Source organism: Pseudomonas sp. SWRI68, from assembly GCF_014269165.1.
GTDB classification, from domain to species: Bacteria; Pseudomonadota; Gammaproteobacteria; order Pseudomonadales; family Pseudomonadaceae; genus Aquipseudomonas; species Aquipseudomonas capeferrum.
In genome coordinates this window covers 283288-300763 of sequence record NZ_JABWRU010000002.1, presented here as the reverse complement: position 1 = coordinate 300763, position 17476 = coordinate 283288, and the positions used below count along the sequence as shown (strand labels likewise).

7 protein-coding genes are annotated in these 17476 nt (G+C 62.5%); 3 read left to right on the top strand and 4 right to left on the bottom strand.

Features of this window, described 5'->3' with window-relative positions; genetic code table 11:
- The first annotated feature begins 113 nt into the window (after positions 1-113).
- Together HU770_RS04935 and HU770_RS04930 are read left to right on the top strand one after the other, a co-directional pair.
- Positions 114-4163, top strand: a complete 4050-nt coding sequence (locus HU770_RS04935; RefSeq protein WP_186663179.1) for a leucine-rich repeat domain-containing protein — start codon at positions 114-116, stop codon at positions 4161-4163.
- A 101-nt stretch (positions 4164-4264) separates the two neighbouring features.
- Positions 4265-9502, top strand: a complete 5238-nt coding sequence (locus HU770_RS04930; RefSeq protein WP_186663178.1) for an NEL-type E3 ubiquitin ligase domain-containing protein — start codon at positions 4265-4267, stop codon at positions 9500-9502.
- A gap of 72 nt (positions 9503-9574) precedes the next feature.
- Here HU770_RS04930 and HU770_RS04925 read toward each other — a convergent pair whose 3' ends face one another.
- Positions 9575-10069, bottom strand: coding sequence for a DUF934 domain-containing protein (locus tag HU770_RS04925; protein ID WP_033699021.1), 495 nt, complete (start codon positions 10067-10069; stop codon positions 9575-9577).
- Complete coding sequence (locus tag HU770_RS04920) at positions 10053-11705, bottom strand: nitrite/sulfite reductase (RefSeq protein ID WP_033699019.1); 1653 nt, start codon at positions 11703-11705, stop codon at positions 10053-10055. The genes HU770_RS04925 and HU770_RS04920 overlap by 17 nt, the downstream gene beginning before the upstream one ends.
- 215 nt (positions 11706-11920) lie before the next feature.
- Here HU770_RS04920 and HU770_RS04915 point away from each other — a divergent pair, with 215 nt between their 5' ends.
- The gene (locus HU770_RS04915) at positions 11921-12997 is read left to right on the top strand and encodes an ABC transporter substrate-binding protein (protein ID WP_033699017.1); all 1077 of its coding nucleotides are present in this window, start codon (positions 11921-11923) and stop codon (positions 12995-12997) included.
- A 297-nt stretch (positions 12998-13294) separates the two neighbouring features.
- On the opposite strand, the gene HU770_RS04910 is transcribed toward HU770_RS04915, so the two are convergent.
- Positions 13295-13513, bottom strand: coding sequence for a DUF2970 domain-containing protein (locus tag HU770_RS04910; protein ID WP_033699015.1), 219 nt, complete (start codon positions 13511-13513; stop codon positions 13295-13297).
- A 107-nt stretch (positions 13514-13620) separates the two neighbouring features.
- Entirely contained in the window at positions 13621-17328 is a 3708-nt protein-coding gene (gene metH, locus HU770_RS04905) for a methionine synthase (protein ID WP_186663177.1), read from the bottom strand.
- Between the last annotated feature and the right edge of the window lie 148 nt (positions 17329-17476).

Below are 17476 nucleotides of genomic sequence, written 5' to 3'. Positions count from 1 at the left end.
GATCAAGTCGCAGGCAATCCATCGATTGCCGCGCTGGTTGACTTAAGTAGTGCGGCTGCCCGGCGCACCGCTGTTTAGCTGCGGGCTGAACCTCCAACCGGAAAATGCCGCCCATGACCACGCCATCGCAGCAACCCAATCTCACCGACACCCTCATCGCCAGCCTATTACCCACCTGGCTCAGCACGGCCTCACTCGATCACCTGGGCAAATTGCGGACAAGCCTGCAGCACCAGCAGCGCACCCAGCACAGGCTGGCGACGCTGTTTTCCCGTGTAACCCCATTGGATGCCTTCGCCGAAGCGTTGCTTGACCAGGCATTGAGCGATCGACAGTTGCCTGGGCTTGATGTGCGGCAGGTCAAGTTGCGGCGCACCACCATCCTTCCTGGTTCGTCTACGGTACCTGGCGGGTTGGGCCAGTCGCAGACCGAGGTCAGCGAGGTGACGTTGCTGGTTGCTGCGCTGCACAACTTCGCCGAACAGGAAGCCGCGCCCGCAGGCTCGCTGCAGACCCAGGTGATCGTTGACGCTGAAGGCACGGTGCAGGCGCTTGACCCGCAAACCTACGTTGCGCTATGCCGAAGCGTGGATGTCGGGGGGCAGTACCAGGGGCATCTTGAATCCATACTGCTGGCGCCGGGCGTGCCGGGTACGCAGGTAGCCGCATTGCTCGAAGAAAGCGCCCGCGCCAACCTGGAGGCCGACGTGCGCCTGGCGGCAGCCAAAGGCGAGATCGATGAGCGCACGTACTTGCAATGCCTGCCGGTCATCGCGGAAGTTGCCGTGGTGGCGTCCGACCCAACCCGTTTGCTGCCCTTCGAGCTGCGCCTGCTGGGCAAGTTGATGCGCGGGATGGTGGCGTTCGAAGCGCGCCAGGAGGGGCTGCCGAGCGCACCGCTCGAGGGGGTGGTGCTGTGGGTGCCGGATTATGTTCATGGTGCGTTGCAACGCTATGATTGCTGGGATGACCTGTGGCAGGCCCTGGGCCAAAGGTGCCGGCAGGACGGCTATCCTGCCTTCATTCAGCGCTTCGTCAGCGAGCGCGACCGGTGCGCCTTCAGCCAGACACTGCAACGCTTGTTGCAGACCCATACCAACAGCCAGACAGTCCAGCTCGATGGCCGCAGCCAGGCGATCGAAGGGCAGCTGTTTCAGCATGTACGCCAGGTGCGTATCGATACGCTGCTTGACGATGCGTGCGTGCTGGCCACACCCACTGCCATGGCCAACCAGGCAGAGCGCGAGCGGCGCATGGGCGACTATGCCAGTGCAGGTCTTGACCTGTTGGGGCTGGCCAGCCTGTTCGTCCCCGTGCTTGGCCTGCCGTTGTTGGGTATCGCTGCGGTGCAGGCCAGCCATGAGGTTTATGAAGGGTATGCCGACTGGCAGCTAGGGGACCGGGAAGGCGCGCTGAATCACCTGTGGGGCGTTGCCGAAAACCTGGCCGCAGGGGTGGCATTGGCGTCGATCGGTTTGGTAGCAGGGCGCCTGATCGAACGGTCTGCCTACGTGGACGCATTGATGCCGGTGTTGACCGAAAACCATGGGTTGCGCCTGATCGATGCAGCTCTGCCAGGCTACGCGCTGCCAGATGGAAGGCTGGCCGTTGGCGAGCGGGCCGAGGTGGTGGGGCAGATGCGCTTGCGTACCCACCTGGCGACCTACCAGGTGGTCGAGGATGCTAAAGGGGCGGGCTTGCGCATCCGCCACCCCAGCAGGGCGCAGGCCTACTCGCCGTTGCTCGACGGCAATGGCGAGGGCGGTTGGCGCCATCAGTTGGAAACCCCACAGCATTGGCAGGGTTCTACGCAACTGATGCAACGCTTGAACAGTGCCTGGGCGGCGCTCGAGCCACTGACTGCCGAGCATGTCATGCGCATTACAGGCTTCGATGAAGCGCGTCTGCGCCGCTTGCACCTTGAGCATGCGCCAGCGCCTGCACGGTTGCAGGATGCTGTGCAGCGCTACCAGTTGCATGCACAGCATCCCGCGTTGCACGGTGACGCTTTCGAGCTGCACCTGAGTGGGCTGCAGGCCCCTGCAGAACCCGCCGAGCGGGTGTTGAGGCGCGACTTCCCCGGCCTGACGCCGCGTGGCGCGCGGGAGATTACCCAGCGTGCGGGGCCCGAAGTGATCGAAGCCATGAACAGCAGCCAACGCGTGCCGCTTGCCTTGGCCACCGAAGCACGCTGGCTGTTGCATGATTGCCGCTTGGATCGTGCCTGCGCAGGGTTCTATCAGGCGGCAGCGGTGAATGCTGACACCGAGCGGTTGGCGCTGGGTCTGATCGCAGAGGCGGCACCGTGGCCGCAAACCGTGCGGGTCGAGCTGCGCAGCGAGCGCCTGGACGGCGATCTGCTCGCCCAGTGCGGTGCACAGGATGCCAGCCAAGTGAGGTACATCGTCAGGCGTGGCCAGGGTTACCAGGCTCTGCATGAATCGGGGGCGCCACTGCCGTCGGCGAGCGAAAATGACAGCCTCTGCCAGGCGCTATGGTGGCACCTCGATGAGGCGCAGAAGCAGGTGCTTGGCGAGGGTGTAGCTACGGCTGAGCAGCTTGGCCATACCTTGGCCATTCGCGCTGGCGAACCACGGGAGCGCGCGGCAACGTTGCTTGGCATGGCGCCGGCAGAGGGGGCTGTACGCCCGCCGGTGCGCCTTGGCGATGGTCGACTGGGCTACCCGCTGAGTGGTGGCGATGCCTCGCGCCCACTGCGCGGTCAGGTATTCACCACGGCAGACCTGCGTGCCCGCGGGTCCATTCGCACTGGGCTGCACCAGTTGTTCACGCACCGCTCGGCAAGGGATGTGATGTGGTTGGCGATGCAACTGGAGCAGAGGCCGGGCCGCACGGTCTGGACAGCGTTCAGTGACCTGGCCAGGCAGGTCGAGCGGCTAGACCTCAGCCTGCGTGGTTGGCGGGGGCAAGCCACGCCGGAAAATTACCATCGCCGCCAGCGCGTCGGGCAACTGATTCGTGAGGCGTGGGAGCCTGATTTCTATGGACCCGGCGGTGTGGAGGAGTTGGTAGTACGCAATGAGCCAGTCGAGGGCCTGCCCCTGCTGCCAGCTGATATCCAGTTCGCGAACCTGCACCGACTGTGCTTGAGCAATCTCAGGTTGACCTCGCTGGAGGATGATTTCCTTGGCCGTTTCACCCAGTTGCGGAGCCTGCGATTGAGTGGCAACAAACTGACTGCGGTGCCTGGCTTGAGCGGCCTGCGCCGTTTGATCAGCCTGGACCTGCAGCACAACCGCTTGACCACCGTCGATGGGGTTCAGCATATGTCGTCGCTGACGCAACTGATCTTGAATGACAACGAGGTCAGTGAGGTGCCTGGGTTGGCAACGCTAACCAGACTCACCCGTCTGGATCTGCGGCGCAACCGGCTGACTGCGCTTGAGGGTGTGGAGGGCCTGACGCTGCTGACTCAGTTGGACCTGAGTGACAACCTGTTGTCTGGCCTTCCCGATCAGATTCACAGGTTGATCCGGCTACAGTATCTGAACCTGAGCAATAACCAGTTCGCGTCGTTGCCTGCGGGTGTCGAGCGCATGGTCGGGTTGACCAAGTTGGACCTTGCCGGCAATCGCCTTGACCAACTGCCGGAGGCGTTAGGCGGGCTGAGCCGGTTGTTGCAGCTGCACGTGGCCGAGAACAGGCTAGTGAATGTCCCGGCGGCCATTGGTAACCTGACCAGCCTTAAAATCCTCAATTTGCGCGGCAACCAGCTCACCGCGATACCCGAGGGCCTGGAACGGCTGAGACAGCTGACCGAACTGTACCTGGGCGATAACCAGATCGTCATCGATGTCTCAGGCGGCCAACGCCTGGAAGCGTTCAGCGCGTTGCGAACCTTCACCTTGAATGGCAACCCGATCGGCATGATCCCGCCACTGCGTAACCTCGACCACCTGGCCCATCTGTCGCTGCGCTCGACAGGCCTGAGGGAATTTCCATTGGCTTTTCTGGAGCATCATCCGCAGCTGTATGTGGACCTTGCCGATAATCTGATCGTCGAATTGAGCGAGCGGGCCTTGATCTGGATTCGCCAGCACCCGAACCGGCTCAACATCAACAACAATCCCCTTGATGAGCAGGTGCTGGCACGTTGGCGTGCCGCGCGGGTGCAGTTCGACACGCTAAGCCAGCGCGGTTGATTCAAGGGCTGCCGCTGCCAGGGGGGGCGGTTTGCAATAGTTACCGCCAGCCCCCCGCTTGGCAGTGGTGCAATCGCAGCTCTCGCCATAAGGAGCCTGTGATGCAGACCCCGCCATTTCCCGAAGCGTCAACAGATGCCTTGATTGCCAGTCGCTTGCCTGCCTGGCTGACCGAGGCCCCACTCGATACCCTTTACGCGTTACACGAAAGCCAGCGCCGTCAACAGCAGGTACAACAGCTACTGCACGACCTGCTGGCGCAGATCGCACCGCTGGACGTGTTCGCCGCTCCATTGCTGCAACACGCACTGCAAGCGCAGCATCAGCTGACGCTCGATGTGCGTCAGGCCAGATTGCGACGCAGAACCTTGCAGCGCTTCCCCTCGCACATTGCGCACGTGCCAGATGGGGTCAAAGAACAGGTTTATGAACACAGCTTGCTGCAATCGGCCTTGCATAATTTCACCGAGGGCGAAACATTCGCCAGCGCAATCATGCAGGGGACCGCGGTGCTGGATGCAACCGGGCAGCCTTGTTCGCTTGCTCCCAAGGCATTCTTCAGGCTGTGCCGCTCGCTCGACCTCGGGGGCCAGTACCAGTCGTACCTCCAGGCGCACCTGACACCAGCAGGGGAGGCCGGTCGGCAACTCGAAGCACTGATCGAGGAGGGCTTGCGTGCAAACCTGGAGGCGGCGTTGCGGTTATCGCTGGTCAACGGGGAAATTGCGCAGCACGCTTATGAACATTGTGCTGCGCTGGTTGCGTTGTTTTCATCCGAGGCGTTTTCGGCTTCAGGGCTGCGGCCCATGCAACTGCGGGTATTCGGTCAGCGGGTACGCGGTGCGGTGGCGTTTGAAATCACTCATCAGGAGGCCACTGGTGAGGTATTCGAGGGGATATTGTGCTGGATCCCCGATGACCCTCAAGGCCCCTTGACCTGGTACCCGTCCTGGGATGCCTTGTACTTGACCCTGGGCAAGCAGTTTCGCTTGCCTGGGTACGTCGAGTTCTTTCAGCGGTTCATCGGTGCACGTGACCTGCAAGCCTACGTGCGCGCCCTGGATAACGCGCTGAAAGCCACCGACCGGGATGTGCCGGTCGAGCTTGACGGGCGTCATGAAGCAATCGAGCTGCCGCTGTTCGAGCATTTGCGCACGCAGCAGATCGACACCCTGCTGGACAACGCCAAGGTGCACGGCGTGCCCACTGCAGAAGTGGATGCGCAGGTACGCGACAGGCGCCTGCATTTCTACCTGAGTTTTGCCCTTGATGCGTTGGGCCTGGCAAGTTTCGCGCTGCCCGTGCTGGCTTTGCCGTTGCTGGGCATCACTGCGCTGCAGGTGGCGGATGAGGTCTACGAGGGTTATGCCGATTGGCAACTGGGGGACCGCCAGGGCGCTCTGGAACATGTGTATGCGGTTGCAGAAACCGTGGCCATGACCGCTGTGAATGCTGGTGCAGGCGCAGCATCGCACCGGCTGGCGCGTAACGTACGGGTCGAAACGTTGGTGCCGGTGCATGCGGTTGATGGCACGGTGAAGTTGTGCGACCTCGACTTGCCAGGGTATGCCGTTCAACACCAAGGCACCGTCGGCACGGTGGTCACGGTGCAAGGCGCAGAAGTGGTGCGTACCCCCCTGGCCAGCCATGTGACCTCAGCAGACGGCGAAACCCAGCAGCGCCGTATCCGGCACCCCACGCGCAGCAATGCCTACGCACCGTTGCTTGAAGGCAACGATGCCGGTGGCTGGCAGCATGAACTTGAGACCCCACATGAATGGCACGGCAGTGTTCAGCTGTTCAAGGACCTCGCTGCAGATTGGGCGAACCTCGACGAGCAGGCCATACATAACGTGATGCGGGCCACAGGGCTCAATGAAGACCTGTTGCGCCGATTGCATGTGGAACACGCCTCGCCCCCGGCCCGCGTGTTGGATGCGCTGCAGCGGCAACAGTTGCACACGCAGTTGCCAGGGCTGCAAGGCGAGGGCTTCGAGCTGCAGTTGCTGGCGCAGCAGCCCTGGCCGTCCGAGGCCGAAACCCTGCTGCGTCGGGATTTCCCCGGGTTGTCGGTGCTGGGCGCGCGGGAGATCATCGCACACGCTGGTGAAGACCTGGTCGAGCAGTTGCAGGCGCACCAGCGTGTACCGCTGGCCTTGGCCGAGCACGCGCGCTGGTACTTGCGCGATACGCGCCTGGACCGCGCTTGCGCGGGGCTGCTGCAAGCCGCAGCGATCAATCGTGATACCGAGCAACTGGCGCTGGGCCTGATCGCTGACCGTGCTCCTTGGCGCGGCGTGCGTATCGAGGTGCGCGGCGATACGCACTTGGGCGCACGGTCTGCCTGGGCCGGTGCGCAAGAGGCTAGTGAAGTCCGTAGCGTAGTCAGAACTGCCCATGGCTATCAGGCGTTGGATGCGCACGGTATCCCACTGCCATCGGCAACGGCCGAAGACTCTTTGTTCCAGGCCCTGTTGCTGCAACTTGACCCTTGGCAGAAGCGGGCTTTGGGTAACGCTGGCGACTCACCTGAGGCGCTGGCTGAGGCGCTGTCGCTGTGGGCCGGTGAGCAGCGCGATCATGCCGCAGCGCTGTTGGGCATGGCGCCGATCGGACGTGGTTTCAGGCCACCGGTACGGCTCGGCGATGGTCGCCTGGGCTACCCGCTGAGCGGGCGTGGCGAGAGCAGCGATCGTGCGTTGCGGCGCGGTATCCAACGGCTGTTCCCCGACATTGACTCAAGTACGATGGCACGCTTCGCGCAAGACGCCCGCGCGCTTGGGCTGACCCCTTGGAACTACTACCTGCGCCTGTGTGAAGAGCTGCGTGCCCTGGATCAGGCATTGGGCCTGTGGCGGCGACAATCGTCCGGGCCGATCCAGTTGCTCAGACGGGTGCGTATGGCACGACGGATTCGTCATGCCTGGCAACGACGCGTGCACGATGTTGAAGGGCATCCAGCACTGACGTTGGAAGGCACGCGCCTGGGCACCCTGCCGGAACTGCCAGAAACGGTGCGTTTTGATCATGTGACCACGCTTACCCTGCGTAGCCTGGATCTGACAACTGTCGACTCGGCTTTTCTCGCCCGCTTTCCCAATGTGCATCGGCTGGATTTGTCGTCTAACCGGTTAACATCGATACCCGAAACTGCTGCATTGACGCAGCTTCGGCAGATTGATCTGCGCGACAACCTCATCGTTGACATCAGCGAAGCGCAGGCGAACGCGCTGCGCGCCAACCCCGAACGGGTGCATTTGCTGGGTAATCCGCTATCGGCAGTAGCACGCGAGCGGCTGGCGCTGGGGGCGCCTGCAGTACCACTCGAGCAGGGCGCAGGAAGCAGTGAGCGCTGGTTCGAAGGGGTGAGCGAGCACGAAGCGGCACTGCATCGCAGCCAGTGGCGGGCGCTAGAGCATGAGGCTGGAAGCGGCGGGTTCTTCGCATTTCTCGATGCGTTGCTGGCTAGCGAGAAGTTTGCGCTTGAACCCGCAGAGATGCGGCGTCGGGTAGGCGAGTTGATAAGCGCCATGTACCACCATGCTCACATTCGACAGGCAATTTTCCTGCAAGCGGCTGTGCCTCGCAGCAGCGTCGACCTTGATGCCCTCATCATCAGGTTGCAGGTTGCATTGCGTACCGATGGGGTGCACGGCCGGCGTATCGAGCGTGAGCTGCGTAGCCTTGGGCGTGAACTGTTCAGGCTCGATCAGGTGAACCGCTTTGCTGCACGTCATATGGACGGCCTGCGTCTGCGCGCCGTGTCATTCAACCCGAGTGAGATCTACCTGGCATTTCGGGCACAGCTCGCAGAGCAGTTGGGCATTTATGGCCAGCCGACGTACTTGAGTTTCAGGCACATCGAGCATGTGACGCCAGATGATCTTGTCGGGGCCGAAGCAGCTGTGTACGAGGCCGAGACGTCCGAGGCGCTCAGCCAGTTCCTGGCGCAGCAGGCGTTCTGGGAAGATCACGTTCGGGTTGCTTACGACGATCAGTTTGCCGTCATCCGTCAGGCCTACGCTGAACGACAAGCCGCACTTGCCGCAGACCAAGGCCACGATCAGGGGGCGCCAGAAGCGTTGGCGCGCATCACCGAACAGCGCCGGGAGGAGGAGCAGGCACTGACGCTGACACTGGCCCGCGGCAGTTACTGGACATGGTATCGGCTCCACCCTCCCCAGGGGCCTGGCACCCGGGCGTTTGCGCACCTGTCGAGGCGGCTTGAAACAAGCCTGGCGCTATGGCGCGGTTTGCCGGGCGAGCCAGAGCATGCAGCGCGGTCCCATGTCGCGGATGTACTGCGCACGTTCTGGCAGTCGAATTATCGCGAAGACGGGCCGTCCCTGGGCACAACCCGCACGGGAATGACCATCAGTTCTTTGCCAGTGCTGCCCGGCGGCATCATGTTCGACCGGCTACGAGGCTTGTCTCTGGGCAATCATCAGCTTTCGACCATCGAGCCTGATTTCCTGCGTCATTTCCCCAATCTGGAGGTCTTGCAGCTGTCTGGCAACCGACTGACCGAGCTTGGCGGGCTGGAACACCTGCCGCAGTTGCGCAGCTTGGACCTTGGCGAAAATCTGCTTGAGACGGTGACAGGGTTGCAGCACCTGACCCTCCTGACCGATCTGGACCTCAGTGGCAACCACCTGGAGCAACTGCCGGCCGGAGTCGAGCAGTTGGCCCAATTGGCCAGCCTGGACCTTTCGTTCAATCGGCTCAACGTACTCGATGAGCGCATCGGGCAGTTGGCAAGTCTTGAGAACCTGCAGTTGAGCGGTAACCTGCTGAGCAGTGTGCCCAGCAGCCTTGGCAACCTTGCCCAACTGAATATTCTCAACCTTGGCGCGAACCGCTTTGCCACTGTCCCGGAGCATTTGAATCATCTGGGCAGGCTGACCCAGCTGTACCTGCACGACAATGTGATAACCCTCGATGCAGCAAGCCAGTTGCGCCTGGAGTGGTTCTCCCGGTTGGAAGTCCTGGACTTTGATGGAAACCCGTTGGGTGTGGCCCCTCAGTTGCGCTACAACGTTCACCTGCAGTACGTGTCGTTGCGTGCAACGGGCTTGCGCAGTGTTCCGCTGGCGTTGATGCAGCGCTACCCGGACCTGGTCGTGGACCTGCGTGGTAACCGCATTGCGACGCTTGGCGAGGACGCGTTGAACTGGATCGAAGCCCACCCGGAAACGATCAATCTCGAACACAATCAGCTGAACGAAGAGGTCATGCAGCGAATACGCGAGGCGCTGACACGGGTGCAGGCCGAATGGGCCAGGGCGCTAGAGCAGCAGCAAGCCACTGCGAGCAGGAAACCCCGGGGCCGCAGAGGCTGAAAAGCGGTGTTGCGTGGGTTGCGGTAGAAGAAAGGGTACGGCCCGCCAGGTGGTGGGCCGTACTTGCAGCGGTCAGCGGCGGCGGAACAGCGGCAGCGGTTGATCGGTGGCGCCCTGATAGGTCACCGAGAAGTCTTTCAGACCTTCCAGTGCATCTTCCGGGTCCTTGTCGGCACGGATGGCAAACGCATCGAAACCGCAACGGGCCATGAAAAACAGCTGGTCGCGCAGAACGTCGCCGATGGCGCGCAGCTCGCCTTTGAACTGGTAGCGGTCACGCAGCAGGCGCGCGTTGGAGTAGTTGCGCCCATCAGTGAAGGCCGGGAAGTTCAGGGCGATGACCTGGAAGTGCTGCACGTCCTCGCCGATCTCTTCCGCTTCCTCGTCGCTGTCCAGCCACACGCCCAGGCCGCCGTCGCGGGCCTTGAGCACGTGGGCATGGTCACGCCACAGTTGCAGCGGGACGATGTAATCGTCGCAGTTGCTCAGCTCGTCGAGGGTGGTTTCCTTGGGCAGCAGGTGCCAGGTTTCGTCGACGATCTGGTTGTTCTTAATGATTCGCTGCATAGACGCGTTCCTTGAAGGGGTCGATGCCGATACGCTGGTAGGTGTCGATGAAGCGCTCTTCCTCGGTACGTTGTTCGACGTACACGGCGATCAGCTTTTCAATCACGTCGGCCATGGCGTCCTGGGCGAAGGATGGGCCGAGGATCTTGCCCAGGCTCGCGTCACGCGCAGCGTTGCCGCCCAGGGACACCTGGTAGAACTCCTCGCCTTTCTTGTCCACGCCGAGGATGCCGATGTGGCCCACGTGGTGGTGGCCGCAGGCGTTCATGCAGCCAGAGATGTTGAGGTCGATCTCGCCGATGTCGAACAGGTAGTCCAGGTCGTCGAAACGGCGCTGGATGGATTCGGCGATCGGGATCGACTTGGCGTTGGCCAGCGAGCAGTAGTCACCCCCCGGGCAGCAGATGATGTCGGTCAACAGGCCGATGTTCGGCGTGGCGAAGCCACCTTCACGCAGCTCCTGCCACAGGGCGTGCAGCTGGCGCTGCTCGACGTCGGCGAGGATGATGTTCTGCTCGTGCGAGGTGCGCAGGAAGCCAAAGCTGTAGCGCTCGGCGAGGTCCGCCACGGCGTCCAGCTGCTTGTCGGTCAGGTCGCCAGGGGCAACGCCGGTGGGCTTCAGCGACAAGGTCACGGCCACGTAGCCAGGGCGCTTGTGGGCGCGGGTGTTGCGCGAGCGCCAGCGAGCGAAACCTGGGTATTCGGCGTCCTGGGCACTGTAATCGACGTTGTCGAGGGCCAGGTAGTCCGGGTCGACGAAGTGGCGCGACACGCGCTGGACTTCATCTTCGGTCAGGGTGCTGCTGCCGCCACGCAGGTGGACCATTTCGGCCTCGACCTTTTCGGCGAACACTTCAGGCGTCAGCGCCTTGACCAGAATCTTGATCCGCGCCTTGTACTTGTTGTCACGGCGACCGTAACGGTTGTACACGCGCAGGATGGCGTCCAGGTAGCTGATCAGGTCCTGCCAGGGCAGGAACTCGTTGATGAACGAGCCGACCACCGGGGTACGGCCCAGGCCGCCGCCCACCAGCACGCGGAAGCCAAGCTCGCCGGCTTCGTTGCGCACCGGCTCCAGGCCGATATCGTGCACTTCGATGGCAGCGCGGTCTTCCTTCGAGCCGTTGATGGCAATCTTGAACTTGCGCGGCAGGTAGGCGAATTCCGGGTGGAAGGTGGTCCACTGACGGACGATCTCGCACCACGGGCGCGGGTCGATCAGCTCATCTGCGGCGACACCGGCGAACTGGTCGGTGGTGGTGTTGCGCAGGCAGTTGCCGCTGGTCTGGATCGCGTGCATCTGCACGGTGGCCAGCTCGGCAAGGATGTCCGGGATGTCTTCCAGCGCCGGCCAGTTGTACTGCACGTTCTGGCGGGTGGAAATGTGGGCGTAGCCCTTGTCGTAGTCGCGAGCGATCTTGGCCAGTGTGCGGACCTGGCGGGCGTTCAGCTGGCCATAAGGCACGGCGACGCGCAGCATCGGCGCGAAACGTTGGATATACAGGCCGTTCTGCAGGCGCAGAGGGCGGAATTCTTCTTCGCTCAGCTCACCGGCCAGGTAGCGGCGGGTCTGATCACGGAACTGCTTGACGCGGTCCTCGATGATCCGCTGATCGTACTCGTCGTATACGTACATAAAAGTCCTGTCTCAGGCTGCATGCAGCTATTCGCGCGCACGGCCGCGCACTCCGGTTCGGAGCTGGGAAACGATATCAGAGTGTGTTTATGCGCTAAAGTGATGTTTTTGCATATGAAAAGAACCAAACGAACTAAGTGAGACTGACTGGCATTTGTTCGTCAACGCGGGTCGTAGGTTTATACTCGCGGGTTTGTTGCAAGGGGTGTAACCGCATGCTCAAGGCGCTGTGCCAAAGCTTGTGCCTGAGCCTGCCGTTGGCAGCCAATGCGCAGGCTGCTTCAGTCGTGTTCCTTAACCCGGGCCTTTCGAACGAGACATTCTGGGTTGGCTATTCGCGCTTCATGCAGGCGGCAGCCGACGACCTGGGCCTGACGCTGCGGGTGGAATACAGCGAACGCAGCGCCGAACGTGCGCTGAACCAGGCACGGGCGCTGCTCAAAGGCCCGCAGCGCCCGGACTACCTGGTGCTGGTCAACGAGCAGTACGTGGCGCCGGAAATCATCCGGCTGTCCCAGGGCACCGGGGTCAAGCTGTTTCTGGTCAATAACGGCCTGACCGCCAGCCAGGCGCAGAGCATCGAGGCCCAGCCCGAGAAGTATGCCCAGGTACTGGGCACGTTGATCACCAACGACGAGCAAGCCGGTTACCAGATGCTGCACGAGATGGTCGCCCTGCTGCCGCCGAGCAACGAGCCGGTGGACCTCGTGGCGTTTGCCGGGGTCAAGACCACCCCCGCCTCGCAGCTGCGTGAAGCGGGCATGCGCCGCGCCTTGGCCGACTTCCCCCAGGTGCGCTTGCGCCAGGTGGTGTATGGCGGCTGGAACCGGCAGCGTGCATTCGAGCAGGCGCAACTGCTGTTGCAGCGCTACCCGGGCACACGCCTGGTGTGGTCGGCCAACGACGAGATGGCCTTCGGCGCCATGCAGGCGTTCGAGGCTGCCGGGCGAATACCGGGGCGGGATGCGGTATTCAGCGCCGTCAACAGCTCGCCGCAAGCGCTGCGTGCGCGCATCGACGGGCGTCTGGGCGTGCTCATGGGCGGGCATTTCACCTTGGGTGGTTGGGCCATGGTCATGCTCAATGACGATGCGCAGGGGCTGCCGATCAATCGGGACGGGCGGCGTGAGCACAGTGTGCCGGTGCTGCAGTCGATTGACCCGGACAAGGCCCGACGCTGGCTCAAGCTGCTCGGACGTGACGACTACGGCGTCGACTTTCGACGCTACAGCGCTGAAGGCCGTCCATCCGATTTTCAGTACCCCTTCCTGACATCCCCTGTGGACTATTGATCTGCCTGGCTGCGACTGGCGAAAAACCCTGCTTGAGGGAAGGGCATTGCTCGTCTTTACTGCTTTGGGTGAAGTGCATTCCCATAACCACTACAAGAGGCAATGCAATGGGAAACTCAACCAAGGTCCGCAAAGCTGACAGCAGTGTCGATGCCTGGGCGATTCTGTGCTTGATCGTGCTGGTGGTCGTTACCGCCGTGTATTGGGTCAGCCACCAGTAGACTTCCCGTCAGACCGTGATGCAGCCTGAGCGCCTGCGGGGTGGATGCCCGCAGGCGTTTTCATTCAGGCTGAACGTCAGCGTGCCGTCAGGTGCATGGCCAGTTGCACCAACCCGATCAGCAGCAGAATGAACAGCAGGGTGAACACCGTGCCCATGGCAATGAAGTGGCTGGCCTTGCCGTGGGTGAAGTCGCGCGCGCGGTTCTTGCCGCTTTGCACGCCGAAGGCGGCGGCGAGGATGCTGTGCAGCATTTGCCAGAAGGTGGGGGGCTTGCCTTGGCTTGAGTCGTCCATGGTGGCTCCTGGGTTTCGGAGGCAATCAGGGACAGTGTAGGCAATGCCAGGGTAGTTGGCTTTGCTGGCCCTTTCGCGGTTGAACCCGCGAAAGGGCCAGCAGAGTCTTAGTTGTCGTACCCGAGGTTAGGTGCCAACCAACGCTCGCTCACGCTCACTTCCTGGCCCTTGCGCGCGCTGTAGCGCTCGATCTGGTCCTTGTCTACCTTGCCCACGGCAAAGTACTGCGCCTGTGGGTGGGCAAAATACCAGCCACTGACCGCCGCCGCCGGGAACATCGCGAAGTGTTCGGTCAGGAACACGCCGCTTGCGCCGGTCTCGCCAATGGCCGTGCCATCGAGCAGGCGGAACAAGGTTTCTTTCTCGGTGTGGTCCGGGCAGGCCGGGTAGCCTGGGGCAGGGCGGATGCCGCTGTACTGCTCCTTGATCAACGCCTCGTTGTCCAGGTGTTCGTCACGGGCGTAACCCCAGTGCTCTTTACGCACCTGTTCGTGCAGCCACTCGGCGCAGGCTTCGGCCAGGCGGTCGGCCAAGGCCTTGACCATGATCGAGCTGTAGTCGTCGCCCTTGTCCTGATACGCCTTGGCCACTTCCTCGGCGCCGATGCCGGCGGTGGTGATGAAGCCGCCGACGTAGTCGGTGACACCGCTGCCCTTCGGCGCGACGAAGTCGGCCAACGACCAGTTCGGCTTGCCGTCGGGCTTGATGGTCTGCTGGCGTAGGTGGTGCAGGGTCGCCAGCGGCTGGCCGTCGTCGCCATACACCTCGATATCGTCATCGGCGACCTGATTGGCCGGCCAGAAGCCGAACACTGCGCGGGCACTGATCAGCTTCTCGTCGATCAACTTGTCGAGCATCTCGCGGGCATCTTTGTACAGCGCTGTGGCCGCTTCGCCGACCACTTCGTCGGTGAGGATGCGCGGGAACTTGCCGGCCAGGTCCCAGGAGATGAAGAAGGGGGTCCAGTCGATGTACTCGGCCAGGGTCCGCAGGTCGATGTCCTGCAGCACCTTGACGCCGGTGAAGGAGGGCACTGCGGGCTGGTAGCCGGCCCAGTCGTATTGCGGCTTGGCGGCAATCGCCTTGGCGTAGCTCAGGCGCTCGGTACGGGCACTGCGGTTGGCCGTGCGCTCGCGGACATCGACGTAGTCCAGGCGGGTCTTTTCGACGAAGCCGGGTTTGAGCTCCTTGGACAGCAGCTGGGTCGCTACGCCGACGGCGCGCGAAGCGTCGGTGACGTAGATCACCGCGTCGTTGCTGTACTTGGGCTCGATCTTCACGGCCGTGTGCGCCTTGGACGTGGTTGCACCACCGATCATCAGCGGCAGGTTGAAGCCCTGGCGCTGCATTTCGCGGGCAACGTGGACCATCTCGTCCAGCGACGGGGTAATCAGGCCGGACAGGCCGATGATGTCGCATTTCTCGTCGCGTGCGGTTTGCAGAATCTTCTCTGCCGGCACCATCACGCCGAGGTCGACGATGTCGTAGCCGTTACAGCCCAGGACCACGCCGACGATGTTCTTGCCGATGTCGTGCACGTCGCCCTTGACCGTGGCCATCAAGATTTTGCCCTTGGCCTCGGGCTTGTCGCCTTTTTCGGCTTCGATGAACGGGATCAGGTGGGCTACGGCCTGCTTCATCACGCGTGCCGACTTGACCACCTGGGGCAGGAACATCTTGCCGGCACCGAACAGGTCGCCGACCACGTTCATGCCGCTCATCAGCGGGCCTTCGATGACCTCGATGGGCCGCGCGCATTGCTGGCGGCATTCTTCGGTGTCTTCGACGATGTGCGCAGTGATGCCTTTGACCAGGGCGTGTTCCAGGCGCTTGCCGACCGGCAGTGAGCGCCAGGCCTCGTTCTCGACTTCCTTGGTGGCGCCGCCGCCTTTGTAGTCGTCGGCAATGGCCAGCAGTGCATCGGTGCCTTCCGGGGTGCGGTTGAGCACCACGTCCTCGACCTTGTTGCGCAGGTCGGCCGGGATCTCGTCGTAGATCTCCAACTGGCCGGCGTTGACGATACCCATGGTCAGGCCGTTGCGGATGGCGTGGAACAGGAACACCGAGTGGATCGCTTCACGCACCGGGTTGTTGCCGCGGAACGAGAACGACACGTTGGACACCCCGCCCGAGCTCAGCGCGTGCGGCAGGTGGTCACGGATGTAGGCGCAGGCTTCGATGAAGTCGACGGCATAGTTGTTGTGCTCTTCGATGCCGGTGGCGACGGCGAAGATGTTCGGGTCGAAGATGATGTCTTCCGGCGGGAAGCCCACTTCGTTGACCAGGATGTCGTAGCTGCGCTTGCAGATTTCTTTCTTGCGCGCGGCGGTGTCGGCCTGGCCGACCTCGTCGAAGGCCATCACCACCACGGCGGCGCCGTAGCGTTTGCACAGGCGGGCGTGGTGCTTGAACTGCTCGACGCCTTCTTTCATGGAGATCGAGTTGACGATGCCCTTGCCTTGGATGCACTTCAGGCCCGCCTCGATCACTTCCCATTTGGAGGAGTCGATCATGATCGGTACCCGGGAGATATCCGGCTCACCCGCGATCATGTTGAGGAAGCGGACCATGGCGGCCTGGGAGTCGAGCATCCCTTCGTCCATGTTGATATCGATCACCTGGGCGCCGGCCTCGACCTGCTGCAGGGCCACTTCCAGGGCTTCGGTGTAGTTCTCTTCACGGATCAGCCGGGCGAACTTGGCCGAGCCGGTGATGTTGGTGCGCTCGCCAACGTTGACGAACAGCGACTCACGATCGATGGTGAACGGTTCCAGGCCCGACAGGCGGCAGGCCTTGGCGATTTCCGGGATCTCGCGAGGTTTGTACTTGGCCACGGCTTCGGCGATGGCCTGGATGTGGCCCGGGGTGGTGCCGCAGCAGCCGCCGATGATGTTGAGGAAGCCGCTGGCGGCGAACTCCTCAACCACTGCGGCCATCTCGGCCGGGGTTTCGTCGTACTCGCCGAAGGCGTTGGGCAGGCCGGCGTTGGGGTGCGCCGAGACATGGGTGTCGGCCTTGGTCGACAACTCTTCCAGGTACGGGCGCAGGTCCTTGGCGCCCAGGGCGCAGTTCAGGCCCACGGAAATCGGCTTGGCATGGCGCACCGAGTTCCAGAAGGCTTCGGTGGTCTGCCCGGACAAGGTCCGGCCGGAGGCGTCGGTGATGGTGCCGGAGATCATGATCGGCAATTCGACCTGGTCATCCTCGAACACCTGCTGCACGGCGAAGATCGCCGCCTTGGCGTTCAGGGTATCGAAAATGGTTTCGATCAGGATCAGGTCGGCACCGCCCTCGATCAGGCCGCGGGTGGCCTCGACGTAGTTTTCCACCAGCTCGTCGAAGGTGACGTTGCGGTAGCTGGGGTCGTTGACGTCCGGGGAAATCGAGCAGGTGCGGCTGGTCGGGCCAAGCACGCCGGCGACGAAGCGCGGTTTGTCGGGCGTCTCCAGGGTCTTGGCATCGGCGACCTGGCGGGCGATGCGCGCGCCTTCGACGTTCAGCTCGTAAACCAGCGACTCCATGGCGTAGTCGGCCTGGGAAATCTGCGTGGCGTTGAAGGTGTTGGTTTCGAGAATATCGGCGCCAGCATCCAGGTAGGCTTTTTCGATGGCGGCGATGACATCGGGGCGGCTGAGCAGCAACAGATCGTTGTTACCCTTTACATCGCTTGGCCAATCGGCAAAGCGCGTGCCACGATAGTCGTGTTCCTCGAGGCGATAACTTTGGATCATAGTACCCATGCCGCCGTCGAGGATCAGGATGCGCTCTTTGAGTGCGTGCTGGAGTGCTTGGAGACGAGCGCTGCGGTCGGACATAGGAACTACCTGGTCGGGCGATATCAGAAGGTGCCGAATCATAACAAAGCTGCGCGGTTTTTAGGCGCATCGCCCATTTGCATGAATTTTGCTCATGTTGGCGCACAAGCACCCAGGCGCGACCAGGCAATCGTGATGGCTTTCAGGA

What these genes read in the sequence shown, in the direction of transcription:
- HU770_RS04935 (WP_186663179.1), top strand. Translation starts at nt 114, where the DNA reads ATGACCACGCCATCGCAGCAACCCAATCTCACCGACACCCTCATCGCC.
- HU770_RS04930 (WP_186663178.1), top strand. Translation starts at nt 4,265, where the DNA reads ATGCAGACCCCGCCATTTCCCGAAGCGTCAACAGATGCCTTGATTGCC.
- HU770_RS04925 (WP_033699021.1), bottom strand. Translation starts at nt 10,069, where the DNA reads ATGCAGCGAATCATTAAGAACAACCAGATCGTCGACGAAACCTGGCAC.
- HU770_RS04920 (WP_033699019.1), bottom strand. Translation starts at nt 11,705, where the DNA reads ATGTACGTATACGACGAGTACGATCAGCGGATCATCGAGGACCGCGTC.
- HU770_RS04915 (WP_033699017.1), top strand. Translation starts at nt 11,921, where the DNA reads ATGCTCAAGGCGCTGTGCCAAAGCTTGTGCCTGAGCCTGCCGTTGGCA.
- HU770_RS04910 (WP_033699015.1), bottom strand. Translation starts at nt 13,513, where the DNA reads ATGGACGACTCAAGCCAAGGCAAGCCCCCCACCTTCTGGCAAATGCTG.
- metH (WP_186663177.1), bottom strand. Translation starts at nt 17,328, where the DNA reads ATGTCCGACCGCAGCGCTCGTCTCCAAGCACTCCAGCACGCACTCAAA.